Raw genomic sequence first — 20,893 nt, forward strand, 5'->3', positions numbered from 1 at the left:
TCTGGTCAATGCGTCTCGGAGCGGAGCGTCGGCTAGGCCTCGCCGCCAAGGTCCAGCGCATCGATACGATTCTCGCGGCGGCGTGCCTGCTCGGCTTCAAGGCCCTTGAAGTCGAAGAGTTCGCGATCCGCCAGCTGTGACGGCGCCACATTGGTTACCGCCTTGAACATGCTTTCCAGGCGCCCGGGATGTTTGGTTTCCCATTCGGCCAGCATCTCCTTGACCACCTGACGCTGCAGATTGGGCTGCGAACCGCACAGGTTGCAGGGAATGATCGGAAACGCCATGCGCTGGGAAAACTCCTCGATATCCGCCTCGCGACAGTAGGCCAGCGGGCGAATCACGATGTTCTTGCCGTCGTCGGAAAGCAGTTTGGGCGGCATCGACTTGAGGCTGCCGCCGAAGAACATGTTCAGGAACAGCGTCTCGAGGATGTCTTCGCGATGATGGCCAAGCGCTACCTTAGTGGCCCCGATCTCTTCGGCGAAACCGTAAAGCGAGCCGCGCCGCAGGCGTGAGCAAAGCGCGCAGGTGGTCTTGCCTTCCGGGGTCTTTTCTTTGACCACCGAATAGGTGTCACGCTCGAGAATGTGGTAATCGACGTCGAGCTTGTCCAGGTATTCCGGCAGCACGTGTTCGGGGAAACCCGGCTGCTTCTGGTCCAGATTGACCGCCACCAGCGAGAAATTCACCGGCGCATTGCGCTGAAGGTTCCTGAGGATCTCCAGCATGGTGTAGGAGTCCTTGCCGCCGGACAGGCAGACCATGACCTTGTCGCCCTCTTCGATCATGCCGTAATCGATGATGGCGTTGCCGACCTGACGCCGCAGGCGTTTCTGCAGCTTGTTGAAGGCGCGCTTGTCATTGGCGGCAGCGTCCGCCGCCGCAGCGTCGGCTGCATCGTTAGCAGAGGTATCGGAGACGCTCGGGGGGTAAGTCACGGCAGTATCGGTCATGATCGCAGCAAAAGGGGACAGAAATGAGGCGCCATCTTACCACCGGCACCCGGGGCTAGCGACCGGGCATGCCATTAAGGCTGCGTTAATTCCTTTAGCGTAATGTCATTTGCGGTAGGGTCCTGCCACGACATAGAGTCCTTCATCGAAAGGTCCTGCCACGCGGAGCCCTGCCATGCAGAGCCCTGCCCCGGCAGAGACCTGTTTCGACAGAGTGTTCTGCTACGAGGTCATGAGCCCGACGCTCAACATGGAGCGTGTAACTGCCAAGACGGCGGCGACGCGTCCGGTGCTGGCCATTTCGACGCCTCCCCGGCGTGGAATATTTCCATCTACTGGAGTATTGCCCCGATGTCGCTTGCGCAACGCATTCGCACCAATACCATCCTGAAGACCCTCGCTCAGAGCGCCGAGAAACGCCTGAAACGCCGACTGACCAGTCTGCTGTGGCGGCTGCTGCGAGCTCCCGAGGCCACCGCGATCGATGAACTGGGCGACGTCCGGCGGATTCTGCTGATCCGGCCCAACTATCGTATCGGCAACGCGCTGATCAGCACGCCGGCAATCGACGCTTTCCGGTCACGCTTTCCCGACGCCCGCCTCGACCTGCTGGCCACCGACAAGACTCGGGGGCTGTTCGACCATCTGCCGGTGGATCATTGCCACACCATGACGCGGCGCGCCATCCTGCGTCCCTGGCTGCTGGTAACACTGCTTGCCCGCCTGCGCAGGGAGCGCTACGACCTGGCCGTGCAGCTGGTGCCGGGCTCACTGACCGGGGCCATCTGCACCCGACTGATTGGCGCCCAGACCACTATGGGGCGCGCCAAACCCGAACAGCGCTGGTTCGACATCGAAGTGGAAGGCGCCACACCGCATGCCTATGATGCACCGCGCCCCTTCGCGCATGCCCTGGGGGTGGCCTGTCGCAACCGCCCGCGCCTGCACCTTAGCCACGACGAACAGGCCCGCGCCGAGGCGACCCTGGCGCACTGCCTGCCCGCCGTCGAACCAGCATCTGTCAAGCCTGACACCGCTGGCGTGACGCCTACGTGCGAGCCCTTCGTCGCCGTCTTTATCGGCGGTCATTTGGACAAACGCCTTCCCTGGGCGCAATGGTTCGACATCCTGAACGCCCTGGAAGCGGCCAATCAACGCCACCTGGTGTGCCTGGGCCCGGAGGAGGCAGATCTCGCACCGACCATCTCGCATCACCTGGAGGGCAGCCGCTTCGGGGCCCTGTGCCCACCGCAACCCCTGCGAGACTTCGCCGCTCTGGTGGCTCGATCCGGCGTGCTGATCAGCCCCGACTCGGGGCCCCTGCACCTGGCCGCCGCCCTGGAGGTGCCCACCATCGCCCTGATGCAGGTAAAGAAATCGCAGAAGTTCGTGCCCCGAGAGCCCCATGATCAGGCCCTGTGGCGGCCCACCGCCGAAGAGGTCGTTCAGGCCGTGACGCGGCTTGATTTGTTCAGGCGCACGTACATCAAGGCCGTGGTGACGGCATCGCCGAGTGCCGTATGGCGCCCCATGACCGGCACGCCGAGGGACTCAGCCATGGCCTCGAAGCGCAGGCTGGGCTCTATGTCCGGGCTTACGCGACGCACTGCCCGGGCATAGCGCTGGGCGATATCGACGGTGGCATTGGGCAAGTCGAAGCCGAAACGAGGACGCAGCTGGCGATTGAGCATGGCAATATCGAAGGCCACGCACCAGCCCACCAGCGGCCGGTTACCGACGAAATCCAGAAACTGCGCGAGGGCATCCTCGACGCTCGCGCCGCCTTCCAGGTCGATGCCGCGCAGGCCGTGGATGCAGATCGAGTCACCGGTCAGGCGGGCCGGACGCGACAATCTCAGATCCAGCGACTCGCTGGTCAGCACCCGGTCGCCGCGGACCTTGACCGCGGCGATCGAGACCAGCTCGTCGCGACGCGTATCGAGGCCGGTGGTCTCGCAGTCGATGGCCACCATCTCGTCGCCGGTATAGGGATTGAACAGCCAACCGTAATCGCCACCGGCCTGGCGACGACGATCGGTCACACGGCGCCACGCTTTTAACATCCTGCCTCCTGCCGTCAATATTCCAGATGAAAACGCTGGGTCAGACGCTGTTTGAAGTCCTTGACGATATGCAGCGCCTCACGCAGCAGGTCACGTTCCAGTGACGACAGCTGCTGCACTACGACCCGATTGGCGTCGCGCTCGGCATTGACGCCGTCCAGGTGCTCGAGCTGCTGCTTGAGGCGCAGCTCGGTGAACAGCGACAGCGCCTCACCCAGATCCTCGGCGAAGCGCGCATCCAGGCGGCCATCGGCCACCAGGGCATCCAGCCGCTCCAGCGTCGACGTGGCGCGAATGCCCCGCTCCAACGCCAGAGTGCGCACCCCATGCACGATGGGGAAGATGCCCCCCTTCTTGATATCGATGCCGTGCTGGGGTTTCTTCAGGGTGCCGAACAGGCTCAGCGGCGTGGAGAACTGCAGCGCCGCTCGGGCGAAGTACGTCAGCAACAGCTCGTTGCCCCCGCAGGCCTCGAACAGCCCATCACGCACTTCGTCGAGCAGGGCCGTATTGCCGGCCACCGCATGGGCGTCGAGGATGATCGCCAGCTTCATCAGGCTTTCGCCGTCGCGACGCTCGACCCACCGGCTGATGCGCTCCCGCCAGTCCTTGACCCGCCCGACCCAGGCCGGGTTGGAGACCATGATATTGCCCAGACAGCGCGGATAGCCGAGCGCCACCAGGGTCTCGGTGAAGTTCTCCATCTCGACGCTACAGTCGGGCCAGTCGGCGTCGTCGGCAAGGATCAAGCCGTTGTCCTGATCCGTCTTGAGAATCTGCTCGCCACGTCCTTCGCTGCCCATCACCATCAGGCAGCTTTGATGCTGGCGCGCCTCATCGATCTTAAACACCCAGGCCTTGTGCATGATGCGACCGTTCAGCGCCGCCAGCAGGTCCATGGCGAAACGCAGCTTGACGCCCTGTACCATCAACGCCTTCACAAGCTCTGGAGTGCGTGCGCTGGCCGCCGCAAGCTCCTCGAGGCTGTCCGCCTGCTCGACCTGCAGGCTGACCACATAGCTGCGGCTCGAGAAGTAGCTCAGCACGTCGGTGAGCTCCACCACCCCCACCGCCTGAGAGCCCTCGATCACCACCACCCTCGCCACCTCGTGGCGCGTCATATTGACCAGCGCCTCGAACAGATACTGATCGGGACGAGCACTGACCAGCGAGAAGTGAGCGATTTCGACCACCAGGCTTTGCTGATCGCCGCCGTCGATCACCAGAGCATTGAGCAGGTCGGTCTTGGTGACCATCCCCAGACGCGGCCCCTGGCGAACCAGCAGGCTGTCGGCACGGCTGTCGTTGAGGGTGCGCACCGCCGTGGCGATGCTGGTGTCTTCCTCGACCAGTAGCGGCGGTCGCATGCATTCGGCGATACGCGCCAGCATGAAGCCGGCCATGCTCACGCCACCCTCGGCACGTCGTTCGGTCATCAACCGCGTCTTGTCGGAGAGGCGCTGGCGGAAGAACTCGGCGAAAGCAGGGTAGCGCTCGCACAGTCGTTCGAAGAGCGTGCGCGGCAACAGGTAGCAAAGGCATTCCTGTTCGGCCTTGAAGCGGTAGCGGCTCTTACCGTTGAGAATGCTGATTGCGCCGAACAGATCCCCCGCCGTGTAGTGGCCGATGCGAGCCGTAGCACTGGGTTCGGAGGTATCCAGCTCGGCGACCTCACCCTTGTGAATCAGGTAGACGTATTCGCCGGGCTGGCCCGCGTCGAGCAGTACCTCGTCGCTTTCGTAATAAGCCAGATCCACGCCACGCCGCACCAGCTCACGCCCGTCATCATCGAGCAGCGAGAAAGGCGGTTGGGAGAGATCGACATCGACCATGGCGATGACCTCGTTGTGCGGCGGCCATGTCACCGCGGATAACGACTCAGCTCACCGGCCGCATGGCGCGACCTTCGTCTTATCTGTATCGAGAGCGAGTGCAAGCGCCTTTTCACGTCACGACAGTGATGGCTGATCTGACGGCGCCCGCCAAACATCATTTCACTGTCAGGCAGCATAGCAACAGCTTCTCACGGACCGACACCTAGACCATCGTTCAACCTTTTTCCTTTTGGATGATGTCGATCAAAACCGGGCTATACCATCGTCCTAACCGAACGACTAAAGACAGGTTAATAAAAACCACAATAAACATTAAAACATTGAATTAAAAGGAATTTAGAAAAACCTTTCACAACGCCTGCGCGCCCTGATACCAAAGTCTGGGATTGTTTTTCCAGGGTTATTGACCAGTATCAGGGCTGATGAATGCAGTGACATCAGCGCGCATTCCACCAAAGACAAAGAAACAATAAACCAACGTCTTATCGAGGCACCGAGAGAAGGCCGATGATGAGGACAATTCTGATGACATCTCGCCCTAACCTCGCAATTTCATCCACGACTGGAAACGCGACTCGGGGTGATGCTCGAAGAATGATCGACCTGATACATCGCGCTTAATGTCGGTACAACAACTCAACCCTGGAACATCCGGAGAGCATGACTATGGCAGATGAAAAATCCAATGCTGCTGCTTACTGGTCGGCCAACGTGCGTCTAATCACCGGCTGCCTGATCGTCTGGGCGCTGGTGTCCTATGGCTTCGCCATTCTGCTGCGTCCGCTGCTGGCGGGCATTCCCGTGGGCGGGACTGACCTGGGCTTCTGGTTCGCTCAGCAAGGATCGATCCTCACCTTCATCGGCATCATCTTCTTCTACGCATGGAAGATGAACCGCCTCGACAAAAAGTTCGGTCTCGGGGAGTAATCGCATGAGTCAATTTGCCATTAACCTGCTATTCGTGGGCGCTTCCTTCGCCCTGTATATCGGGATCGCGATCTGGGCCCGAGCGGGTTCCACCAAGGACTTCTACGTCGCTGGCGGCGGGGTACATCCGGTCACCAACGGCATGGCCACGGCCGCCGACTGGATGTCGGCGGCATCATTCATTTCCATGGCCGGCCTGCTGGCTTCTGGCGGCTACGCCAACTCCACCTTCCTGATGGGCTGGACCGGCGGCTACGTCATCCTGGCGATGCTGCTGGCCCCCTACCTGCGCAAGTTCGGCAAGTTTACCGTGCCGGACTTCATCGGTGACCGCTTCTACAGCAACACCGCGCGCCTGGTAGCGGTGATCTGCCTGATCGTGGCCTCGATCACCTACGTCATCGGTCAGATGACTGGTGCCGGCGTTGCCTTCTCGCGCTTCCTCGAAGTCAGCAACACCTGGGGCATCTGGATCGCCGCCTTCATCGTGTTCCTGTATGCGGTCTTCGGCGGCATGAAGGGCATTACCTACACCCAGGTGGCCCAGTACGTGGTGCTAATCATCGCCTACACCATCCCGGCGGTGTTCATTGCGCTGGAACTGACCGGCAATCCCATTCCCGGGCTCGGCATGTTCAGCACTCACACCGCATCCGGTGTGCCGCTGCTCGAGAAACTGGATGATGTGATCAATGCACTGGGCTTCCGCGACTACACGGCAGACGTCGACAACAAGCTGAACATGGTGCTGTTCACCATGTCGCTCATGGTCGGTACCGCGGGCCTGCCCCACGTCATCATCCGCTTCTTCACCGTGCCCAAGGTCGCCGATGCGCGCTGGTCCGCCGGCTGGGCACTGGTGTTCATCGCCCTGCTCTACCTGACCGCCCCGGCCGTGGGCTCCATGGCACGCCTGAACCTGATGACCACCGTCTATCCGGACATGGCCGGCCAGGTCGAGAGCTACGAGGACGCCGCCAACAACCCGATCCTCTATGCCGACCGTCCCGAGTGGATCAAGACCTGGGAAGAGACCAATCTGATCACCTTCGACGACAAAAACGGCGACGGTCGCATCCAGGTCTACAACGACAGCAACGCCGACTTCGCCGAGACTGCCGCACAGCGTGGCTGGAACGGTAGCGAGCTCAACGTCAATAACGACATCCTGGTACTGGCTAACCCGGAGATCGCCAACCTGCCCGGCTGGGTCATCGGCTTGATCGCTGCAGGTGGTATCGCGGCAGCCCTGTCCACGGCCGCCGGCCTGCTGCTGGCCATCTCGTCGGCGGTCAGCCATGACCTGATCAAGACCATGATCAACCCGCAGATCACCGAGAAGGGCGAGATGCTGGCGGCACGCATCTCGATGGCCGGTGCCATCCTGCTGGCGACCTTCCTGGGCTTGAACCCCCCGGGCTTCGCGGCGCAGACGGTGGCCCTGGCCTTCGGCATCGCCGGTGCCTCGCTATTCCCGGTGCTGATGATGGGCATCTTCTCCAAGCGGATGAACAACCATGGCGCCGTGGCCGGCATGCTCTCGGGCCTGGTCGCCACCCTGCTGTACATCTTCACCTACCTGGGATGGTTCTTCATTCCGGGCACCAACACTCTGCCTAATACCCCGGATAACTGGATCCTGGGCATCTCGCCGCTGTCCTTCGGTGCGGTAGGCGCGATGATCAACTTCGCCGTGGCCTTCAGCGTCTCCCGCGCCACCAAGGCGCCGCCGCAGGAAATCCAGGACCTGGTGGAAAGCGTCCGCTATCCGAAGGGTGCTGGCATGGCGGTGGATCACTAAGTCATAATGCACGCCTGACAGCGCCACCCGGCGCCACGGCATCACCCAATCGGGCTTCCAGCAGGAAGCCCGATTGCTTTGAGGAAACCCGAATATGATGTGGCACCTGATCGCAGCGGTCTTCGCCGGTCTCGGCGCGGCGGGCATCGCCCTGCTGCTGAGAAAGCTCAGCGGCAAGCGGCTGCCGCGCTGGATCATCCCGGCCTTTGGCGGACTCGGCATGCTGGCCTACCAAATCCATGCAGAATACAGCTGGTTCGATCACAAACAGCAGCAGCTGCCGCCCTCGGCCAAGGTGGTATCGAGCGAAAAGAGCGAGGTGTTCTGGCGGCCCTGGACCTATTTCTTCCCGATGACGACAGCCTTCCAGGTCATTGACCGGGAGAACCTGATCCGTCGCCAGGCAGGTGATGATCAGCTCGTCGAGTTCATTCGCTATCGCTTCGAAAAACAGGCCATTGACCATGTCACCACGCGGCCCTACCTGATGAACTGCACCACCCGCGAGCGGCTGCCGCTTGACGAGTCTACCGGCGAACCGAAGCTTGACGAACTCGTACGCCTCGAGACCAACGACCCGGTCTTCAAGGCGGTCTGCACCGCCTCCTGAGGGCCATACCAGTCGTCCCCGCCACTCCACCTGCCGTCCAGGCCCCACCGGGGCCTTTCCTGCACTGATCGACTGCCAAGCGCTCCATATCTTGAGCTACCGAGCCTGTGAGCCTCATCGAGACTTATGCTCGACGGAGGGCCTGGTCCTCGGACCATTGGCCTGATCCGATGCCCCTCACCGGCTGCCTTCCGGGGCAGCATTGCCCTAGAATGGGTCGACATTCGAGGGAGAGCAGGCATGTTCCACGGCTGGCTACTGATCGCCATATCGCTTCTGTATATCATCGTCCTCTTCGCCATTGCCTGGCGGGGCGACCGTCATGCCCAGCAGCATGGGCCAAGCCAACGACGCCCAATCATCTACAGTCTGGCGCTGGCCATCTACTGCACCTCCTGGACCTTCTATGGTGCAGTGGGTGAGGCCGCCACCTCGGGCTGGTCGTTTGCCAGCATCTTCGTCGGCCCGATCCTGACCTTCCTGCTGTTCTGGCCGGTGCTGGCCAAGATGATCCGCGTCGCCAAGCATCAGAACGTCACCTCGATCGCCGACTTCATCGCCTCCCGCTACGGCAAGACCCAGTCGCTTGCCGCCTTTGCAAGCCTGGTGGCGCTGATTGGCACCCTGCCCTACATCGCCCTGCAGCTGAAGGCGGTAGCGGCCGCCTTCCAGGTGCTCACCGACAGCACCGACGTGACCCGCGCCCCGCTGTTCGCCGACACCGCCTTCTACGTAGCGGCGGTGATGGCGCTGTTCGCGATCCTCTTCGGCACCCGCCATACCGATGCCACCGAGCATCACGAGGGCCTCATCCAGGCCATTGCCTTCGAGTCACTGGTCAAGCTAGCGGCCTTCTTGATGCTCGGCGCCTACGTCACTTGGGGGCTCTTCGACGGCCTGGGTGACCTGCTGGCACGGGCCGACATCCAGCTTGAGCTGCAGCGCCAACTGGCCGAACAGGACTTCGGCAACGGCTTCTGGGCGCAGACCCTGCTGGCGATGCTGGCGGTCTTCTGCCTGCCGCGTCAGTTTCACGTTGCCGTGGTCGAGAACACGCACCGCGACGATGCGCGGCGCGCCCGCTGGCTGTTCCCGCTCTACCTGGTCGCCTTCGGGGTCTTCGTGCTGCCGCTAGCCGCCGCCGGCCTGACGCTGTTCTCCGGCACCAACATCGAGCCCGATACCTATGTGCTGGCCATTCCCATGGCGGCCGACAATGTGCCGCTGACGCTGCTGACCTTCATCGGCGGCTTCTCGGCGGCCACTGGCATGGTGATCGTCGCCACCGTGGCGATCTCGATCATGATCTCCAACGAGATCGTCATTCCGCTGCTGTTCCGCCTGCGCTGGTTCGATACCAAGGCTCGGGACTATGGCCGACTGGTGCTGCGCGCCCGCCGCGTCACCATCGTGATCATCCTGGGGCTTGCCTACGGCTTCTATCAGCTGACCGCTGAATTCAGCACCCTGGCCTCCACCGGCATGCTGTCGTTCGCCGCCGCCGCCCAGTTCGCCCCGGCTCTGCTCGGCGGCCTGTACTGGAAGCGCGGCAATCGTCTGGGCGTGATCGTCGGCATGAACATCGGCTTCGCCATCTGGGCCTACACGCTGCTGACGCCTGCCCTTATCCAGGCCGGGGTGCTGCCCGGCGATTGGCTCGCCGGCGGGCCGCTGGGCATTGGCTGGCTCTCGCCCACTGACCTGTTCGGCCTCAATGTCAGCGATAACTTCACCCACGGCGTGATGCTGTCACTCGGCCTCAACCTGTTCGGTTATATCTTCGTCTCGCAGATGACCCCGCAGCGGGTGGTCGAGCGCATCCAGGCGTCACTGTTCGTCGACAGCGTCGAGACCCGCCAGACACCGGTCAACAGGCCCTGGGCGGGCGCCACCACGGTGGGCGATCTCAAGGTACTGTGTGAGCGCTTCCTCGGCGCCGATCAGGTGCAGCGCGCTTTCGATGACTACGCCCGGCGCAACGGCAAGAACCTCGAGGACCCGCAGCGCGCCTCCATCGATATCATCCAGTTCACCGAGCGCTTCCTGGCTTCGGTGCTCGGCGCCTCCTCGGCGCGCATCGTCGTCAACTCTGCACTGCAGGGGCGCGGTATCGGTATCTCGGACGTGATCTCGATCGTCGATGAGGCCTCCCAGGTGCTCGAGTTCAACCGCGCCCTGCTTCAGGCCACCATCGAGAACATCAACCAGGGCATCAGCGTGGTCGACCAGAACCTGCGCCTGGTGGTGTGGAACCAGCGCTACCTGGAGCTGTTCCGCTTCCCCGACCATCTGATTCGGGTCGGCGCTCCCTTCGACAAGGTACTGCGCTATAACGCCCACAACGGCGAATACGGCCCGGGCGATCCCGAAGAGCATGTCGAGTTGCTGGTCGACAACATCCGCGAGGGTCAGCCCCACCGCTATGTGCGCTATCGCCAGGACAGCACCGTGCTCGAGGTGCAGGGCATGCCGATGCCGGGGGGCGGCTTCGTCTATACCTACCAGGACATCACCCGCCAGAAGCGCACCGAGGAAGCGCTGATCCGCTCGGAGAACAACATCCGCATCTACACCGACAACGTGCCGGCGTTGATCGCCTACTTCGACAAGGAATGTCGCTACCTCTTCACCAACCGTGCCTATGAACAGGTCTTCGGCATCGACCGCAATGCGGTGATCGGCAAGCGCTTCGAGGAGGTGATGCCGCGGCACGTCGCCGACGAGGGCCTGCCCTGGATGCGCCGCTCACTGTCCGGCGAGCGGGTCAGCTTCGAGATTTCCCAGCGCGATGACGAGGGCGGCACCCGCTACCTGCTGGTCACCTATACGCCGCACTTCGGCGACAGCGGCACCATCCTCGGTTTCTTCGCCCTCTATCAGGACATCACCGAACGCCGCCTAGCCGAGATTGCCCTCAAGGAGACCAACGAGAACCTCGAGGAACGAGTGCGCGAGCGCACCCTGGCGCTCTCGGATGCCAACGCCGCCCTGCGCCAGGAGAACCGGGTACGCGCCGAGGCCGAGCAGGCCCTGCGCCAGGCCAAACAGGTGGCCGAAGATGCCAACGCCTCCAAGACCCGCTTCCTGGCGGCGGCCAGCCACGACCTGCTGCAGCCCTTGAACGCCGCGCGCCTGTTCACCTCGGCACTGGCTCAACAGGACGACGCCGAAGACCTGTCGCGCACCATCAGCCATATCGACAACTCGCTGCAGGCGGCCGAGGAGCTGCTCAGCACCCTGCTCGACATCTCCAAGCTGGACGCCGGGGCCCTGACCCCGCGCCGCAGCCACTTCGCACTGGCCGATGTCTTCCGTCCACTGCGCGCCGAGTTTGAAGTAATGGCCGAGGAGCGGGGCCTGGACCTGGTGGTGGTTGCGACCGAACAGTGGGTCGACAGCGACGCCCAGATGCTCAGGCGCATCGTGCAGAACTTCCTCTCCAACGCCATCCGTTACACCCAACAGGGTCGGGTGCTGCTGGGCTGTCGCCGCCGCGAGGGACAGCTGGTCATCGAGGTCTGGGATACCGGCCCCGGCATTCCCGAGGCCAAGCAGGCCGAAATCTTCCAGGAGTTCCGCCGCCTCGATCAGGCCTCGCGGCACAAGGAAAGCGAGAAGGGACTGGGCCTGGGGCTGTCGATCGCCGACCGCATGAGCCGGGTGCTGGACCATCCGATCCGGGTGCGTTCCTGGGAGGGCGTCGGCACCGTCTTCTCGGTGGCCGTACCGACGGTGGCCGCCCAGCAGGCAAGCACTCAGGAAGAGCCCTCTCCGCGGCGCGCCGGCAACAAGCTCGCCGGCACGCGCGTAGTCTGTATCGACAACGAGACGCTGATCCTCGAGGGCATGAAGGCCATGCTCACCGGCTGGGGCTGCGAGGTTTTCACTGCCACCTCGATCGGCGGCGCCAAGTCGATCCTGCGCCACCTGCAAAGCGATCCAGATGCAATACTCGCCGACTATCATCTGGACAACGAGGTGACCGGCCTGATGGCCCTGGACGCCTTGGCCGAACGCAGCGAGGGCCCGGTGCCCGGCATCGTGATCACCGCCGATCGCACCGAAGAAGTCGCCGAGGAGATCAAGCGAGCGGGCTACCAGCTGCTGCTCAAGCCGGTTCGCCCCGCCGCCCTGCGCGCGCTGCTGACCCGCACCCTGCAGGCCAACCGCGCCAGCAGCCGCCACGAGAGCTGATCAGCGCCCCCGTTTTCGGGTCATCCGAGCCTTCAGCAATAAAACGAGCATTAACCAATAAAAAAAGCCCGCCGAGATGGCGGGCTCTTTCTTGTCGGGAAGACCGGCGAGGACGGCCTGTCGGCGACACGCCTGGCGGGGCTTCGGTGCCGCTCTCAGACGCTGGTCTCAGGAACGGCCTGGCCTGCGATCAGGACTCGACCTTGGGCGGCTCGACCTCGAGCTTCTGGGCAGCGATCACCGCCTGGGTGCGGGAGTGAACGCCAAGCTTGCGCAGGATGGCGGTCACATGCGCCTTGATGGGCGCCTCGGAGACATTCAGCTCATAGGCGATCTGCTTGTTGAGCAGCCCTTCGGTGAGCATGTTGAGGACCCGAAACTGCTGCGGCGTCAGCGACGCAATGGCCTCGGCGAAGCGCGACTCTTCCTCGTTGGCCTCGCCGAGCACGTCAGCAAGCTCGGCGGGCAGCCACACTTCACCGTCGAGAATCTCACCCACCGCCTCGGCGATCAGCGACAGAGAAGAAGACTTGGGAATGAAGCCGGAGGCGCCGTAGTCGATAGCGCGACGCACCACATAGGGTTCATCGCTGCCGGAAACGACCGCCACCGGCACATCGGGATTCTGGCCGCGCAGCTGGATCAGCCCAGAGAAGCCATGGGCACCCGGCATGTGCAGGTCCAAAAGGATCAGGTCGGCATCCGGGTGGCGAGTCACCACCTCGGTGGTGGCTTCCATGGTGTCGGCTTCCACGATCTCGGCCTGGGGCGCCAGCTGCCTCAGCGCTTGAGTGAGGGCAGCGCGGAACAGCGGATGATCATCGGCGACGATGAATTTCTGGGCAAAGGCCATTGAGACTCCTCCGGATCCTCTTGTCAGCGACCAACGTACCGGTAGACGCTGGTGAGTTCGCCGTTGTTTTACGGCATGTTACCCCATGGTAGCGGGTATTCCCAAGCTTACCGGGGAATTGTCGACATTTACTTGCCACAGCACAAAAAACCGGCCCGAAGGCCGGTACAAGACAGGAAAGAACCCCGGGCTGGCGTGTCCCCTGACCCCGCGGATCCCGGCAGGCAGCAACGCCTGCCAAGCTCCGACGACGGGTCGGCGTTCCTCCCTGATACGTCGGTTCAGAAGACGTCAATTGGCCGCGCGATTGGCGATCAACTCCTCGACCACCGAAGGATCGGCAAGCGTGGAGGTATCGCCCAGGCCATCGGTCTCGTTAGCGGCGATCTTGCGCAGGATGCGGCGCATGATCTTGCCCGACCGCGTCTTGGGCAGCCCCGGCGCCCACTGGATCACGTCCGGCGAGGCGATCGGCCCGATGTCCTTGCGCACCCACTGGGTCAGCTCCTTCTTCAGGGCGTCGCTTGGGTCAATGCCATCGTTCAGGGTCACGTAGATGTAGATGCCCTGGCCCTTGATATCGTGGGGGAACCCGACCACCGCGGCCTCGGCCACCGCATCGTGGGCCACCAGCGAGGACTCGATCTCGGCGGTCCCCATGCGATGCCCGGAAACGTTGAGCACATCATCGACACGGCCGGTGATCCAGTAATAGCCGTCCTCGTCACGACGACAGCCATCGCCAGTGAAGTACATATTGTCGTAGGTCGAGAAGTAAGTCTGCACGAAGCGCTCGTGATTACCCCAGATCGAGCGGGCCTGCCCCGGCCAGGAGTCGAGGATCACCAGGTTGCCGTCGGTCGCGCCTTCCAGCACATGGCCTTCATTGTCGACCAGCGCAGGCCGCACGCCGAAGAAGGGCCGCGTGGCAGAGCCCGGCTTGAGGTCGGTGGCGCCAGGCAGCGGCGAGATCATGATGCCGCCGGTCTCGGTCTGCCACCAGGTGTCGACGATCGGACACTGGGAGTTACCGATCACTCGGTAGAACCATTCCCAGGCCTCGGGGTTGATCGGTTCGCCCACTGACCCCAGCAGGCGCAGGCTGTCGCGCTTGCTGGAGGCCATCACGTCGTCACCGTGTGCCATCAGCGCCCGCACCGCGGTGGGCGCGGTATAGAGAATGCTGACATTGTGCTTGTCGACGATCTCGCCCATGCGCCCGTGGGTCGGGTAGCTTGGCACGCCCTCGAACATCAGGGTGATGGCGCCATTGGCCAGCGGACCGTAGACGATGTAGCTGTGGCCGGTCACCCAGCCCACGTCGGCGGTGCACCAGTAAACCTCGCCTTCTTGATAGTCGAAGACGTACTGGTGAGTCATGGCCGCATAGGTCAGGTAGCCACCGGTGGTGTGCTTCAGGCCCTTGGGCGTGCCGGTGGAACCGGAGGTATAGAGGATGAACAGCGGATCCTCGGCGTTCATCTCCTCCGCCGGGCAGTCGGTGGACTGACCATCGACACGCTCGTGGAACCAGACGTCGCGACCCTCGTGCCAGTCGATGTCGCCGCCGGTACGCTTGACCACCAGCACCGACTCGGCCACCTCGGCACCCTTGCGGGTCAGGGCCGCATCGACGTTGTCCTTGAGCGGCACCTGCTTGCCGCCGCGCACCGACTCATCGGCGGTGATGATCAGCTTCGACTCGGCATCGATGACACGCTGGGCCAGGGCGTCCGGGGAGAAGCCGCCGAACACCACCGAGTGGACGGCGCCGAGGCGCGCACAGGCCAGCATGGCCATCGCCGCTTCGGGAATCATCGGCATGTAGAGGGTGACCACATCACCCTTCTTCACGCCCATCTCCTTCATGGCGTTGGCCAGCTGACAGGTGCGGGCATGCAGCTCGCGATAGGTCAGGGTCTTGGACTCGCTGGGGTCATCGCCTTCCCAGATGATCGCCGGCTGGTCGCCGCGGGTCTCGAGATGACGGTCCAGGCAGTTGGCACTGACGTTGAGCGTGCCATCCTCGTACCAGCGGATGTCGACATTGTCTCTGGCGAACGACGTATTCTTGGCCCGGGTCGGCGCCTTGATCCAGTCGAGCCGCTTGGCCTGCTCGGCCCAGAACCCTTCCGGATCGTCTACCGATTGCTGATACATGGCCAGGTATTTGGCGTTATCGATCCAGGCGTTGGCGGCGATGTCATCGCGCACCGGATGGACATGTGGCTGTTCGGTCATTGAGGAACCTCGTCCAGAAGAGTGCCAGAAATGGAGTGTCGCCGGCCGCGGTTTACCTATCGCCGCCGACCCGGAAAACTAGTCCAGCATATACCTGTGCTTGCGGCCGCGCCTTTTAGACATTGGTAGACACTCAATCTTATTGAATAACAAAGGCTTACTGGCTTTTCCCGAATGCCTGCGCGGATTGATAGACCAAGGTCTCGGCACATTGTCGACAGCGATACGCCTGGCCGCGCATGGCCCGGCGGTGCCGACGCAGGCTGAAGAAGTGCGCCTGGCAGCCACAAGCATAGCGATAAGGCGCAGGGCTCGCCCGGGCCACATCGAAACGATGGGTGGTGCTGGGCGAGAGCCCGAACAGCTGGCGCATCACCGTCTTCCACTCATGGCCATGGGGGCGCAGGCGAGGGCCTTCGTCGAGGTGCCAGACCAGCCAGTGCGCCATCTCGTGGGGCACCACCTCGACGAGGAATGCCTGACGGTTCTCGGCGAAAAGTTGGGCATTGAAGCGCAGACCGCCGCGGCCGAAATGCGCCTGGCCGGCGCTCTTGCCACGCAGGTCGAGCCACACCTTTGGCCGAGGCAGGCCAGGATGGACCTCTCGACACAGTTGCCAGGCGGCCTCGACCCGCCGATGAAGACACGCCTGGAGCGCAGCGGCATCCAGCGGCTCTAGCTCCTCGGGGGCCGGGGTTGGCAGAACGGGAGCGGAAGAAGATGGGGTGGTCATGGGATGCTAGAATGGCGCGCCATGGCAGGCGCGTAAAGTGCCTCTTATTCTCCCTGGCGAGACCGACGACGAGATTTCCGATGTCCGAGACCCCCGTTCCCACGCCCCTGATCGACGACGAGGCACTCGACCGCCTCGATGACTTCCTCGAATCCGAGCGCGTCGATGCCGACGCCCTGGATGTGATTGGCGCCCACGGCTTTCTGGTGGCCCTGGCCGTCGCCCCCCGCGAGACGCCCGCCACCACCTGGGTCGGCGAGCTTTTCCACGGCGAACCGGACTTCACGGACAGCGCCGAGCGCGACGAGATCCTGGGGTTCCTCGAGGCCCTGAAGGCGAATGCCATCTCGACCATGGAGCAAGGCGGTCTGCCAGAGCTGCCCTTCGACCTGGAGCTTGGCGGCATCGCGCCGGCGGAAACGCCGATCGGCGACTGGTGCGCGGCCTTCATGGAGGCGGTATTCCTCGACGAGACCGCCTGGTTCGAGGGTGACGAAGAGAGCGCCGCCACCCTGCTGCTGCCTTTCATGGCGCTGTCGGGGCTGTTCGACGACGAGCCGGACATGGCGGAGCTGGCAGGCGACGAGGCGCGCCTCGAGTCACTGGTGCGCCAGCTGCCCGAGCTGGTGCTGGATCTCTACCTCAACTACCGGGTTCCGCCGGAAACCGCCAAGCCGACCCCACGCAAGAAGAAGCCAGCCGGCAAGAGCGGCAAGGGGCGCCGCCGCTAGCCAGCGGACAGCGAGGCTCAGCGTAGCCGGGTGAGCAGAGAATCCACGCTGCCCCACAGCCATTCGCGCAGCCGCTGCAGCCTCGGGCGCTCTGCCCAGCGCTGGGCATCGACCTCCTGGCTTGCCAGGAAGTTGCGCTCGAACAGCGCCTGTACTTCGCCGGCAAAACGGACGTCGCGCACCTCCTGATTGGCCTCCAGATTCCACTGCAGGTTCCAGTGGTCGAAGTTGCAGGAGCCGATCGCGCTCCAGTTGTCCGCCAGCGAGAACTTGGCATGGATGAAACTTGGCTGGAACTCGAAGATACGCACCCCGGCGCGCAGCATACGGCCGTAGAAACGCTGGCCGGCATAGCGCACGCCGGGGTGATCATGGCCCACTCCCGGTAGCAGCAGGCGCACGTCCACACCGCGGCGCGCCGCCCGCACCAGGCGGTTGCGCAGACTCAGGGTAGGCACGAAATAGGGCGTGCAGATCCAGACCCTGTCCTGCGCCGACTTCAGCTGCGCAAGCAACGAACGGCGAATCGCCTGGTAGCGATAGCCCTGCCCCCAGACCACCCGCCCCAGCATGCCGCTCGCTCCGCGGTCTTCCTGCGGTGCCACGCGCAGCCCCCGCACCAGGGCAGCTTCTCCCTCGCCGCGACTCAACGACGAATCCCAAAGCTTCGAGAAGAGCCGCACCCAGTCGGCGACCACCGGCCCTTCAATACGCACTGCCACTTCGTACCAGGCGCCGAGGAAGGCATCGACCGACCCGAAGCCCCCGGTGAAGGCCACCTCACCGTCGATCACCAACAGCTTGCGATGATCACGAGTCAGATTGTGGGCAAGCGACCGCCAGGCGAGAGGGTTGAAGTAACGCATCGCCACGCCGCGCTCGGCGAGTCGCTGGCGATCGGCGGTCTCGAGCCCCATGGCACCGTAGTCGTCGAGCAGCAGCAGCACCGTCACGCCTCGCTCCGCGGCCGCCCCCAGGGTCTCGATCAGGGATTCGGAAAGCCGCCCTGACTCCATCAGGTAGAGCTCGAGGATCACCGACTCCCGAGCAGACTCGATGGCCTTGAACATCTCGGGAAGAAACTGCTGGGCCTCTGCCAGCAGCGTGAAGCGATTGCCGTCGCGCCAGTTGCCTTGCATGCTTGCATCCTTTTCGCGTGTGTCGTGTCACACCCTGTGCTTGCTTACCGGTGAGGCAGCGAGTGTCGCCCTCGATCTGCGGTGCCTGTCCCCGCTTTTTCCCCACCCCTTGCCACCGCTTTGCGCCCCTTCCGCGACTCCTCCTAGCGACGGCAAGCGGGTCGGCACCTGCATCTTGGAGCGATGCGGGCGCTCAGATCGGCGCCACCGGCGCTATACTAGGCCCTCTCATATTGCATAAGGTAAGGGAATGCTCTGGACTTCAGCCCTTGCCGGCCTCCTGTGCCGCCCCGTTCGGGCCCTTATTCGCGCCTGGGTCGAGGTGCGCCTGACCGAACCTGATCCGGCATCGCTTGGGCTGTCCCCGACGGCAGCGACGGTCTATGTACTGCCTCATCCGGCACTCTCGGATCGCTTGCTGCTCGAAACCCTGTGCGCGCGAAGGGGACTGTCCGCACCGACCCTGCCCCTGAGTGAACATCACCCGACGCTGCCACGCTGCGTGGCCCTGCCGGGACGGCGCCGAAAAGCTCAGGCGCCCTTCCTTGGCTACCTCGAGTGGCTACATGACCACCCCGAGCAGGATCTCGAACTGCTGCCGGTCAGTGTCTTCTGGGGACGCGCACCGGGCAAGCGCTTCGGGCTCTGGTCGCTGCTCACCGCCGATGACTGGGCGCTGACCGGCCGTCTCAGGCGTGCCCTGGCGGTGCTGGTACACGGGCGCAGCGTCGAGGTGCACTTCGGGGCACCGCTGTCGCTGCGCGGGCTGCTCGAAAGGCGACCCGATGCTCTTACCAACCGCAAGGTAGCGAGGCTATTGAGAGTGCACTTCCGGCGCCAGCGCACCCGGGTGCTGGGTCCCGACCTGTCCCACCGGCGCACCCTGATTGACGGCGTGGTGGCAAGCCCGACGGTGCGCCAGGCCATCGCCGAGACCGCCCAGTCCGAACGCCTGAAGACGCCCCGCGTGAAGGCGCGAGCCCGACGCTACGGTCGCGAGATCGCCTCCAACATGACCTATCCGGTGCTGAGGCTGCTCGATGGCCTGCTCGAACGGCTATGGACACGGCTCTACGACGGCGTCGACGTTCAGGGTATCGAATCGGTCAAGGCCCTGGCCGGCGACCATACACTGGTCTATGTGCCCTGCCACCGCAGCCATATCGACTATCTGCTGCTGTCCTACGTGCTCTTTCATGAGGGGCTGATGCCGCCGCATATCGCCGCCGGTCGCAACCTCAACATGCCTCTCGTTGGACCGCTGCTGCGACGCGGTGGCGCCTTTTTCCTGCGCCGCAGCTTCAAGGGCAACCGCCTCTACCGCGCGGTCTTTCAGGAGTACCTGGAGCGCCTGCTGTCCCGCGGTCATTCGCTTGAGTACTTCATCGAAGGGGGCCGCTCGCGCAGCGGGCGTCTGCTCGACCCTCGCCCAGGCATGCTGGCGATGACGCTGCGCTCTCATGCCCGAGGGGTGAAAGCGCGCGGGCACTCGGGACGACTGGCGTTTATCCCGGTGGCCATTGGCTACGAGCGGATCATCGAGAGCGACAGCTACCGGGCAGAGCTTGCCGGCAAGCCCAAGCGACGGGAGACACCGCTTGGCCTGTTCAGCGTCCTTGGCCGACTGCGCCAGCCCTTCGGCCGGGTTAGCGTAACCATTGGCACACCGCTGCCGCTGAGCTCCTTCCTCGATGCCGAGACACCCGAATGGCGCCAGGCCAGCGACGAGCGCTGGCAGCAGCGCGCGGTGCCGCGACTGGGCGAAGAACTGGCGCGACGCATCAATGCCGCCGTGCCGCTCAATGCCGTCAACCTGATCGCCCTGGTGCTATTGGCCACCCCGCACCGCGCCATCGAACGCGACCTGCTCGAGCGCCAGCTTGAGCTACTGGTCAACCTGGCCCAGAGGACATCGGTGAACCCGGACGACCCAGGCAGCCTGAACGCCGCTCAAGGGCTCACCGGCTCGCCCGCGGCATGGATCCCCCACGTCGAGTCGCTGGGCTTCATCGAGCGGCGTGCCCAGACGCTCGGCGAGCTGGTGCTGGCGAGCCCCGAGCAGACGAGCCTATTGAGCTGGTATCGCAACAATGTGCTGCATCATTTCGCGCTGGCAGGCCTGGTGGCCTTCGCCTTTCGCAACAATGCCCGCTTCACTGAGGAGGAACTGCACGCCCTGCTGGCACCGGGCTGGCCGGTGCTGGTACGCGAGCTGCATATCACCCCGCCCAAGGACCTGGCCGCGGCGATAGGCGCTACGCTCTATCAGTTGACCCGCGAGGGGCTACTCGAACGTGGCACACCGACGGACGCTGGCCAGATCCGCACGCCACGCTGGCAGCGTCCTGCGGCGAGGCTTGCTGCCCGCGAACAGCTGCATCTGCTGGGCCGGCTGGTCCAGCCATCACTCGAGCGGGGCTACCTGCTGCTGACCAGCCTGTTGCGCCTGCCAAGCGCCAGCCAGACCCGAGAACAGCTCGCCGAGCAGAGCGGGCTGCTGGCCGAGCGCCTAGCGCTGCTGTCGGGGCTGGACGCACCGGAGTTCTTTGATCGGCGGCTTTTCGCCGGGCTGGTCGCGAGCCTGGAAGCCGATGGCTGGGTATGGCAGGACGAGGCCGGGCGGCTCTGCTACGGCGCCGCATTGACGGCGACCGCCGATCATATCCACACCCTCTTCGACCCGGCGCTGCGCCACCGCCTGCAGCAGCTCGCCACCCCCGCCATCACGCCCACACCCTCGCCCACACCCTCGCCCACGGCCGACAAAACGCCGACCACGCCGCCGGCCGACGGTGCCTAGCGCATCAGCC

General features: G+C 63.9%; 13 protein-coding genes and 1 pseudogene. 7 read left to right on the forward strand and 7 right to left on the reverse strand.

Annotation, left to right across the window (positions count from 1 at the left end):
- Positions 1 to 32 precede the first annotated feature (32 nt).
- Positions 33 to 956 (reverse strand): tRNA 2-thiocytidine(32) synthetase TtcA, encoded by a 924-nt coding sequence (gene ttcA, locus Q2K57_RS04740; RefSeq protein WP_304526195.1) that lies wholly within the window; start codon positions 954 to 956, stop codon positions 33 to 35.
- Positions 957 to 1,625: 669 nt separating this feature from the next.
- Between ttcA and Q2K57_RS04745 the strand changes: the two are divergent.
- A pseudogene (locus Q2K57_RS04745) lies at positions 1,626 to 2,321 on the forward strand (glycosyltransferase family 9 protein); the annotation flags it as partial.
- 80 nt (positions 2,322 to 2,401) lie between these two features.
- Here Q2K57_RS04745 and Q2K57_RS04750 read toward each other — a convergent pair.
- Together Q2K57_RS04750 and Q2K57_RS04755 are read right to left on the reverse strand one after the other, a co-directional pair.
- Positions 2,402 to 3,019, reverse strand: coding sequence for a 3'-5' exonuclease (locus Q2K57_RS04750; protein WP_112053740.1), 618 nt, complete (start codon positions 3,017 to 3,019; stop codon positions 2,402 to 2,404).
- 14 nt (positions 3,020 to 3,033) lie between these two features.
- Positions 3,034 to 4,851 carry a putative nucleotidyltransferase substrate binding domain-containing protein gene (locus Q2K57_RS04755; protein WP_304526196.1) on the reverse strand — a complete coding sequence of 606 codons (1,818 nt, stop codon included), beginning with the start codon at positions 4,849 to 4,851 and terminating at the stop codon, positions 3,034 to 3,036.
- Positions 4,852 to 5,520: 669 nt separating this feature from the next.
- Here Q2K57_RS04755 and Q2K57_RS04760 point away from each other — a divergent pair.
- From Q2K57_RS04760 to Q2K57_RS04775, 4 genes are all read left to right on the forward strand, one after another.
- Entirely contained in the window at positions 5,521 to 5,781 is a 261-nt protein-coding gene (locus tag Q2K57_RS04760; RefSeq protein WP_112053742.1) for a DUF4212 domain-containing protein, read from the forward strand.
- Between the two features lie 4 nt (positions 5,782 to 5,785).
- The gene (locus Q2K57_RS04765) at positions 5,786 to 7,582 is read left to right on the forward strand and encodes a sodium:solute symporter family protein (RefSeq protein ID WP_112053743.1); all 1,797 of its coding nucleotides are present in this window, start codon (positions 5,786 to 5,788) and stop codon (positions 7,580 to 7,582) included.
- Between the two features lie 94 nt (positions 7,583 to 7,676).
- On the forward strand, positions 7,677 to 8,192 hold the full coding sequence (locus Q2K57_RS04770) for a hypothetical protein (RefSeq protein WP_304526197.1): 516 nt from the start codon (positions 7,677 to 7,679) through the stop codon (positions 8,190 to 8,192).
- Between the two features lie 240 nt (positions 8,193 to 8,432).
- The gene (locus Q2K57_RS04775; RefSeq protein WP_304526198.1) at positions 8,433 to 12,386 is read left to right on the forward strand and encodes a NahK/ErcS family hybrid sensor histidine kinase/response regulator; all 3,954 of its coding nucleotides are present in this window, start codon (positions 8,433 to 8,435) and stop codon (positions 12,384 to 12,386) included.
- A gap of 190 nt (positions 12,387 to 12,576) precedes the next feature.
- Here the strand turns inward: Q2K57_RS04775 and Q2K57_RS04780 are convergent, their stop codons facing one another.
- The 3 genes from Q2K57_RS04780 to Q2K57_RS04790 all read right to left on the reverse strand — a co-directional run bounded on the left by Q2K57_RS04780 (position 12,577) and on the right by Q2K57_RS04790 (position 16,213).
- Positions 12,577 to 13,239, reverse strand: coding sequence for a response regulator transcription factor (locus tag Q2K57_RS04780; RefSeq protein ID WP_304526199.1), 663 nt, complete (start codon positions 13,237 to 13,239; stop codon positions 12,577 to 12,579).
- Between the two features lie 291 nt (positions 13,240 to 13,530).
- A complete protein-coding gene (acs, locus tag Q2K57_RS04785; protein ID WP_112053747.1) occupies positions 13,531 to 15,480 on the reverse strand; it encodes an acetate--CoA ligase in 1,950 nt (649 codons plus the stop codon).
- Positions 15,481 to 15,637: 157 nt separating this feature from the next.
- Complete coding sequence (locus tag Q2K57_RS04790) at positions 15,638 to 16,213, reverse strand: SprT-like domain-containing protein (RefSeq protein ID WP_112053748.1); 576 nt, start codon at positions 16,211 to 16,213, stop codon at positions 15,638 to 15,640.
- An 80-nt stretch (positions 16,214 to 16,293) separates the two neighbouring features.
- On the opposite strand from Q2K57_RS04790, the gene Q2K57_RS04795 reads away from it, so the two are divergent.
- On the forward strand, positions 16,294 to 16,944 hold the full coding sequence (locus Q2K57_RS04795) for a YecA family protein (RefSeq protein ID WP_304526200.1): 651 nt from the start codon (positions 16,294 to 16,296) through the stop codon (positions 16,942 to 16,944).
- Positions 16,945 to 16,961: 17 nt separating this feature from the next.
- On the opposite strand, the gene Q2K57_RS04800 is transcribed toward Q2K57_RS04795, so the two are convergent.
- Positions 16,962 to 18,083: a phosphatidylserine/phosphatidylglycerophosphate/cardiolipin synthase family protein gene (locus Q2K57_RS04800; RefSeq protein ID WP_112053750.1), complete on the reverse strand. Its 1,122-nt coding sequence runs from the start codon at positions 18,081 to 18,083 to the stop codon at positions 16,962 to 16,964.
- 250 nt (positions 18,084 to 18,333) lie between these two features.
- Here Q2K57_RS04800 and plsB point away from each other — a divergent pair, with 250 nt between their 5' ends.
- A complete protein-coding gene (gene plsB / locus Q2K57_RS04805; RefSeq protein WP_304526201.1) occupies positions 18,334 to 20,883 on the forward strand; it encodes a glycerol-3-phosphate 1-O-acyltransferase PlsB in 2,550 nt (849 codons plus the stop codon).
- Positions 20,884 to 20,893 lie beyond the last annotated feature (10 nt).

Source organism: Halomonas sp. I5-271120, assembly GCF_030553075.1.
Classification (GTDB): Bacteria; Pseudomonadota; Gammaproteobacteria; order Pseudomonadales; family Halomonadaceae; genus Onishia; species Onishia taeanensis_A.